This window comes from Rhizobium sp. FKL33, assembly GCF_005222915.1.
In the GTDB taxonomy this organism is placed as follows: domain Bacteria; phylum Pseudomonadota; class Alphaproteobacteria; order Rhizobiales; family Rhizobiaceae; genus Rhizobium_E.
The window spans coordinates 213,485-221,124 of the sequence record NZ_STFX01000028.1; the positions used below are offsets into that span (position 1 = coordinate 213,485).

Genomic DNA, 7,640 nt, shown 5'->3' on the forward strand with positions numbered 1-7,640 from the left:
TCCGCCCGCACAGCAATGCTTCCTTTGCAGGTGAAGTCCAGTCAGCTGAGCGGGAAGTTCGCTCATTCCTCAGCCGACCAACATCTGCCTCCTCGTGGCGAGGCGGGGCCGGCGGCGCGGGCTGTAGGGACAGCACAGCCTGCATTGCTGCGCGAAAAACTTTTCGTTTCCGCACCCGCCCCGCCGGCGCAACGATCATGCCTCGGCGGCGAGGATCTCATGGACCTGGTTCATGACCATCTCCATGTTCTCAACCATGACCGTCCGCTCCGGAAAGACATAGCCACGCGGCAGGTCTTTGCCGAGGCTGCGCCAGGCCGCGAAGAGCTCCTTCTTCAGCGCCCGCTTCGGCATGCCGTCATATTTCATCATCCGCAGCACCCATTCCGTGTCGGTGAGCCTCAACCGCGGCGGAATGCCCTTCTCCAGGAGATGGGCGCACAGACCGGCGGCTCCCGCGTCGCGCATCGGCTCGCCGTCGAGACGGCTGTCGCTGCGCTGGTCGAGGGCGTCTTGCATGATCAGAGCATCCCGGTAGCGAATGGTCTCTTCCAGCTTTGCCTGCCAGAATTGATCGACAGGACCGATGAAGCGGACGCCCTCCTCGACATCCAGAATGATATCGTCGGGATGAGGCAAAGGCGTTGGCGGCGGCAACCCCTTCCTCTTGGCGGTCTCGATCTCCGCCCAGGTCTTCTGCTGGTAGTCCCGCCAGAAGGCGATCTCCTCGGCGCGTTTGCGCGCCCTTTCCGCGTCGGCGCGCATGATGGTGTGCACGGCCAGCGTTTGAGAGCGGGCATTGCCTTTGGCGGCATTGGTGAAGATCGAGCGCATGATCGCCTCGCGCCAGGACATTGAATGGGTTTCCCCTCCCTCCCGCACCGGCACATGGCTATCGGCAAGACTGAGGGCCGCCGACAGCATCGGCTGGTCGAACAGCGAATGATCGGTAACGGCCTTCTTCGGCCGCCCCTTGGGATTGCCAGACTGCCCCTTCTGGAACTGGCCGCGATTGGACGGGCGCTTGGGCTCCCTGTCCTCGCCGAACAGGATCTGCCGCTTGATGGCCTCTTCATCCATGGCGGCGGCTCCTGGGCTTGCGGGCGCTGACTGTTGTGGCGGCCGGCTGGCGATGTGACATGGTCGTTGGTCGATGGGGCGTGTTATCGCCGGCGCCGCTGTGGGGCTGCCCCTCCAGCCGCTCTTCTCGCATTCTCTCGAAGCTCGCCTGATCTCCCCTGCCCTGCAGCGCCGCCTGCTTGCCGGTATAGCGCTGCCAGCGCTCGATGATCGTGTCGCAATAGAGCGGATCATATTCGATGAGACGAGCGGCGCGGCCGCATTGCTCGGCGGCGATCAACGTCGAGCCGGAGCCGCCAAAGAGATCCAGAACCGTTTCACCGCGCCGCGAGCAATCCTTGATGGCGTCCGCCACCAGCGCCACCGGCTTGACGGTGGGATGCATGGCCAGATCCTCCATGCGCTTGGCCCCGAGACTGCTGATGCCGGCATAGTCCCAGACATTGGTGCGATAGCGGCCGCTGTCGCCCAGACCAAAGCTGTTGGTGTGCGGCTGAGAGCCAACCTTGAACACGAAGACCAACTCATGCTTGGAGCGATAGAAGGTGCCCATGCCGCCATTGGTCTTGTTCCAGACGCAGAGGTTCTTCAACTCCGTGAACGCCGCCTCGCCGGCGTCGAGCATCTCGCGCATGTGACGCCAGTCCATGCAGACAAAGGCGATCGCGCCGTCCCTGGCGACACGGGCGGCGTTGCTCAAAGTGACAGTCAGGAAGTGGGTGAACTCCTCCCTGCTCATCTCACCGGAGGCAAAGGCGAATTCGCGATGGCGCACAGAGCCCAGTCCGCCGACATTGCCGTCGATCGCCACATTGTAAGGCGGATCGGTGAAGATCAGATCGATCTTTTCTCCACCGACCAGCCGGTCGACATCCTCGCCCAAACGGGCGTCGCCGCAGAGCAGCCGATGCCGGCCCAGCCGCCAGAGATCACCCGTCCGGCTGACCGCCGGCCCGGACGATGGCGCAACGATGCGATCGGCGTCATCATCCACCGTCGCCGGAGACGCCTCACGCGCGTGGTCGAGCGCAAAATCGACTTCCGCCAGCGAGAAACCGGTGAGCGTCACATCGAAGTCGAGATCGATGAGCCCCTGCAGCTCTATGGCCAGCACCTCGCTGTCCCAGCCGGCATTCAGCGCCAGCTTGTTGTCCGCCAGCACATAGGCGCGCCGCTCGGCCGGCGTCAGATGCGACAGCCGCACCACTGGCACGTCAGTCAGTCCCAACTCCTTGGCCGCCCTCACCCGGCCATGGCCCGCCAGGATCTCGCCGTCATCGCCGATCAAAACGGGATTGGTGAATCCAAACCGCCGGATGCTCTCGGCAATCTGGCCGATCTGCTTCCTGGAATGGGTGCGGGCATTTCCGGCATAGGGTCGCAAAGATCCGACCGGCAGCAGTTCAATCGAAGGCGAATGCATGTTCATTCAGATTAACCTCGCAAGACATCAGCAAATCAGACACCAATGATTTGCGAAGTCGGGGTCGCGATCAATTGCCCGCGAGACCATCCGTTCAACTCGTGCGCGCCGGAAATTCTGAAACTGCAGCTGGTTTCAACAGCTGCTTTAAGGGGCTTCAAAACCACTTCAAAACCGACTTTAGAGATGAATGCAATTCAAAGTAGATTCGCCCCAAGATCCAATCCGAAATTTTACTGTGGATGATTATATGGACATTACCTTCCCTCGCAACAGCTCCCACATTTTGCGTAGTTTAGACAACACCGATGTCTCCCTGACGCGGTTTCGATCCACGCCTCCACGAGGGAGACGACTTTTTTGCATTGCATGTCGCGGCTCTCCTTACGTGTTTCGATCCACGCCTCCGCGAGGGAGGCGACCTTGGCGGCGCGGCGGAGATCTGTGATTAAGCGCGGAACTTTGACCCCTTTCGGCGCGGAAGAATGACCCCGGTTGCTGCAGACTAACATGCTGAGTGACTTTGTTTTTCTTTAGAACGCCTGGGGGGGCACCGTTCGACGCCTATAGTGGGGTCAAAGACCACGCCGAAACACACTGATTCGGAGAGAAATGACGGAAGATCCCTTTCTAAAGAACATTATCCCACGATCGCCAGCGACTGAGACACGCATCCATGGCTACCGTACTGGTTTGGACAGTTCTGAACGTTATTCGTGACGAGCTGAGTGCTGAGGATCAATAGTTGTGCGGAGAGTGTCTGTACCCTAATAATAGCCATCGATATCGCCATCTCCTCTACTCTAGCGTCCTGTTTCGATCGAGATTGTCATGACCGACTTGCAACGAATTGCGCGGCCCGTTTTTCTCAATTTCATCGACCGAGAGATCGATAGATCGAGCGATGGCAGCAGGCCCGAACATGTCGATAGGTGGATACTGCAAACGTTGGTGGTCGGGCATGTCGCCGGCATGTCTATCAACCTTCATCCGCTGACGATGTACCTCTCTGGCCGAGCCGAACTCGCCCTGTTCGTCGAGAAGTTGAATGACCATAACATCCTGCTGAACACAAGCAGTGATACAGACACTGCAGCGTTCGTTCACAGTCGACAGAAAATGTATGCGGCGTCTAAAGATTCAGTTCCGATGTTCTTTCGTGACGTCGAAGCGACCCTCAAGTTCAAGGTCCATAAGACAAACACATTTTCCATGACTGACCGTATCCGCAGTGACATTTTTGGATTTTCGGGGCGAAATTTATCGGAATTTGCCATAATGGCTCTTGAAGGTGATAAAAGAAGTTTTATTTTAGATATTGATCAAGTGCAAGGAATAGTATTTAAAAATAAAGACGCCGCCATTACTGTCGAGAATTTGTTATCCTTAGGCGAATTAAGCTCTTTTGGTCATGATTTTATTCAAGCGGGTAGGAGGGTATTGTCTTCTTTATATTATCAGCATTACTGTTATCACAATCACACCGCCACTATGACTGGTGTCCCCGGAATGCAGGCTATCGTACAGGATTTATCGCTCTTCCCACATTACGACCTCCCCGTTCTCACACAGTTCCTCAATGCACTCGGCTTCTCAGCAAGACCCGTCACGGTCGATTACCGTCCAGAGGAGCTGTTTCAGGAATATTACTCCGATGAGCACTGGTTATTCGTTGAGACTCTTCATGCGTTCATAGCGGCCTGTTTTGCGCAGGCGAAGGCGGAGCTTTCAGTGACAAATGTGGATCAGGACAAGGTGCAGTCCCTCAGATCTGCGACCAGTTTGCTTATATCCCGATACATGTACGCTGGCGCTCTGCCTGGAATTTTCAGGCTGCCATCCGCCAAAGCGCATTATACCGAGGGCGCTAGGTGGATGATGCAAGCGGCATTTTCAGCTGCTACGTCGAATGGCGTGTTCCGCGATACCTGGCAATCAGCGCTTATTACCAGGCGATACCTCCCGCCGGTCGGCTTTGCCGACTTTGACCTAAAACTGCGAAAGATACGGGATCGTTTGTACGAGGAGCCCAATCTCAGCGCGCTGGAAATTTCCAACGCTATGCAAGTCTTGTCTCCTCTTTTGAATTTTGCGGGCCAGCTCCTCTCGGACAACCTAATCGACAGGTCAATTTCCGAGGAAATGTTCCAATCACAGTTGCGACAGTTTCTTCGGATGCATCCTGGTATTGGGGAAACACTCCTGGAGCATCCCCATGTTGGCGCCGGTATAGCCGATCTCCTGGTAAATGGAATTCCAATTGAGCTAAAATGCCTAGCCGATAAAACCTTGGGGCTTAGGGACTGTAAAAAATATGTCGATCAAACATTAAGCTACGCTTCCTCTCTCGGTCGGAAGATATCGGTCCTCTGTGTCTTAGATTGTTCGAAGAAGGATAGACCTCCGCTGCTCGCAGAAGACTGTATTGACGTAGTGGTCGCCGACGAGACGCGATCTCGACCTGTTGTCGTCGTAATCCTTATGCAAGCAAACCTCAGACCGTCAAGCTTATTCTCAAGAGCCAGATCAATCTAGGCGCACAGGAAAAACCAATGAATCCTTCGGAGTTGCTCGCACCTTCGAGTTCGGTGTTGATACTGCCCGGACACGTTCATCAAACATGTCTCGCGGAACAGCTCGTTGTCGCCACAGGCGTTATGCAGCGAATGCGACGCCTTCGGCAGATGGGCTTGGCTTATTTCGAGTATCCTCTGGCAGAGCATTCGAGATTGGTGCACAGCTTAGGGACGGCCTATTGGGCGACGAGGATGCTGAGGGGGCTGGAGATGTCCTCTGGGGAGTTACTCAGAGCAAATCAAAAAATGTTGCGCGCAATGGGCGTGGCACTTGGTCCGACAGTCTCGCTGGAGCTGATTGTCCGACTATATGCTCTTGTCCATGATGCTGGGTTGCCGCCTCTCGGACATACACTTCGCATCCAGCTTGAACGACTCGAGCCTAACGCTTTCGAAAAGTGCTTTCAACTTTCGGTTCGTCGTATCTGCCAGGACCTTGACGGAACTACAGCGTCCAAAGCGAAAATTGCGTGCTTAAAATTCCACTTGGCGCTAGCAGAGGCGGCAGCTTTCGCGCCGCGTCTGCTAGATCAAAACGCCTCTAGGACTGGGCTCCTATTCAATGACATCATCGGGGAGGCCGAATTCAATAAAATGCTGCCAGTCCTGATGTTTGTGCATGATCTGGTGCATGGTGTTTGCGCGGCAGATTTGTTCGATTGGTCGGCGAGGGATTTGGCAGCGATCGGAGGACATCCCGTCAATGTTGACCTGCTTTTGCTGTCCGGAGCGGTACTTCGTGCTGAAAAAGGCTCCCCCGAATATCCAGAGCGCGTCCCGAGCACATTTCCTGTCTATCGTTACGGTATCGATTGTCGGGACAATGGCGGCTCCGGCAAGCGGGCGCTTTATCAACTCACATCGCTTTACCGTGCGCGTCTTGAGGTAATCTTGTTTGGATCCTACTCTATAAAGAAACGCGCTGCCGATGCCATGCTGGATAAGGCATTAAGGGTTCTTGAGGAGGAGGGGTCTGAGTTGAACATCTTCGGCGCCTATTCCGAGCTTACTTGTCTGGGGGACGACGACTTTCTTTCCAATGTTGAAAATCAGCCCGCTTGCCGCAATATCATGAGCCAACTGACAACAGGCAAGCTATTTCAAGCTGCATTCGAGATGAGGATTCCAGATAACTTCAAAATCTTTGAAGGGTCTCACGACAGTGCCGATGAGGCGAGAGCACGCAGTCGGTTGGAACAGAAGATCGCCGATATGTCAGGAATACCGGCTGAGGATATCATCTTAAGCGTTCTGCCCGAAAGCATGCAGGGCAAAGAGCCAACGACACTTGTAGCTGTCGACGAAAACGGGTGGCAAAAACTTGCTGACTTCGCTCGGAATTCGGGCTCCGTTGCCGACATGGCACATTCTATCCATGAATACAGGGCAGAGCGGCGACTAACCGTGCTGTTGCGCGCCGAGCTAAACTATGATCAGGCGTGGTTTGCGGGCCAGTGCAAAGAGCTTTTTCAATCTTCCGCTTCGGGCCTCATGAGCTAGTCTCAGGGCATCTCAAGTCGCCTAGCTCTCCGAGTCTCGACGGGATGAACGGCGAGAAAAAGCCTATATGTGCCGACTTTGAGCGTTAGCCGGATTTTAGACGCTCTGTGAATGGGTAAACTTTTCCATTCTAACTCAGCCCATCATACGGGTGTTATGAAGGCAGAATCTTTTTAAGTTTAAATTGGCCATTTCCGGGCGGTATGGAAAGAATGAATAGAGAGACCTTCAAAAACGACCCGTCGTCTAGCTGACGAGATGCTAAGAACCATCGCGCCGTCCGGCGATGACACTCAGCGTCTGCCGATATTGTCTGCGAGATGATGAGATGATGTGTAGCGCAGCGCGGTGATGCGACGCCAGGTTCCCCCGTTACATCGCTACGGGTGGTCGGAATTTTGAGTTTGGCTTGTAAGCGCTTATTTCCATGCGCCTCTTCTCGGTGATGCCTCTGCGGCATGAAGATGTCCATTTAAAATAGGTGGACACCAAATATGAGTGATGATGATCAAAAGCTGCGTGTGCGGCGTGTGGGGCGCGACGGTCGCCGCCGTTACGATCCGGAATCAAAGGCGCGGCTGGTGGCGGCTTGCCTTGAGCCTGGTGTGTCGATATCGGGCCTTGCGCTTGCGCATGGTGTCAACGCGAACCTTTTGCGCAAGTGGGTCAAAGATGCCAGGGAGGCTGGCTTGCCGGGCGCATTTGCAAAATCGGCTGTGATCAAGCGCGGAACTTTGACCCCTTTCGGCGCGGAAGAATGACCCCGGTTGTTGCAGACTAACATGCTGAGTGACTTTGTTTTTCTTTAGAACGCCTGGGGGTCACCGTTCGACGCCTATAGTGGGGTCAAATACCACGCCGAAACACACGCATGACATCAACCAGGCAGGCGAAAATCGGCAACACCAGGCTGTCCCGGAATTAGTGAAACTGCTGTCCACGATTTAGTGAACCGACTGTCCCGTTCCGCCGAAATACGGTAAGCGATGTTCTCAGGCCACGGCTTTGATTTCGCCGTTTGCGGCGTATGCCCACGGCAACAGTTCGTCGATCTGGCTATT

At 55.3% G+C, this 7,640-nt stretch carries 4 protein-coding genes and 1 pseudogene; 3 read left to right on the plus strand and 2 right to left on the minus strand.

The annotated features are described in order from the left end of the window. Nucleotides 1-195: 195 nt before the first annotated feature. Both E8Q41_RS18045 and E8Q41_RS18050 read right to left on the minus strand, forming a co-directional pair. Complete coding sequence (locus tag E8Q41_RS18045; RefSeq protein ID WP_137156943.1) at nucleotides 196-1,080, minus strand: DUF5681 domain-containing protein; 885 nt, start codon at nucleotides 1,078-1,080, stop codon at nucleotides 196-198. Continuing rightward, a complete protein-coding gene (locus E8Q41_RS18050) occupies nucleotides 1,073-2,503 on the minus strand; it encodes a site-specific DNA-methyltransferase (RefSeq protein ID WP_137156956.1) in 1,431 nt (476 codons plus the stop codon). The genes E8Q41_RS18045 and E8Q41_RS18050 overlap by 8 nt, the downstream gene beginning before the upstream one ends. 831 nt (nucleotides 2,504-3,334) lie before the next feature. Here E8Q41_RS18050 and E8Q41_RS18055 point away from each other — a divergent pair. From E8Q41_RS18055 to E8Q41_RS18065, 3 genes and pseudogenes are all read left to right on the plus strand, one after another. Beyond that, the gene (locus E8Q41_RS18055; RefSeq protein WP_137156944.1) at nucleotides 3,335-5,038 is read left to right on the plus strand and encodes a hypothetical protein; all 1,704 of its coding nucleotides are present in this window, start codon (nucleotides 3,335-3,337) and stop codon (nucleotides 5,036-5,038) included. Nucleotides 5,039-5,055: 17 nt separating this feature from the next. Continuing rightward, nucleotides 5,056-6,579 (plus strand): hypothetical protein, encoded by a 1,524-nt coding sequence (locus E8Q41_RS18060; RefSeq protein WP_137156945.1) that lies wholly within the window; start codon nucleotides 5,056-5,058, stop codon nucleotides 6,577-6,579. A gap of 494 nt (nucleotides 6,580-7,073) precedes the next feature. Further along, nucleotides 7,074-7,265 (plus strand): annotated as a pseudogene (locus tag E8Q41_RS18065) (transposase); the annotation flags it as partial. Between the last annotated feature and the right edge of the window lie 375 nt (nucleotides 7,266-7,640).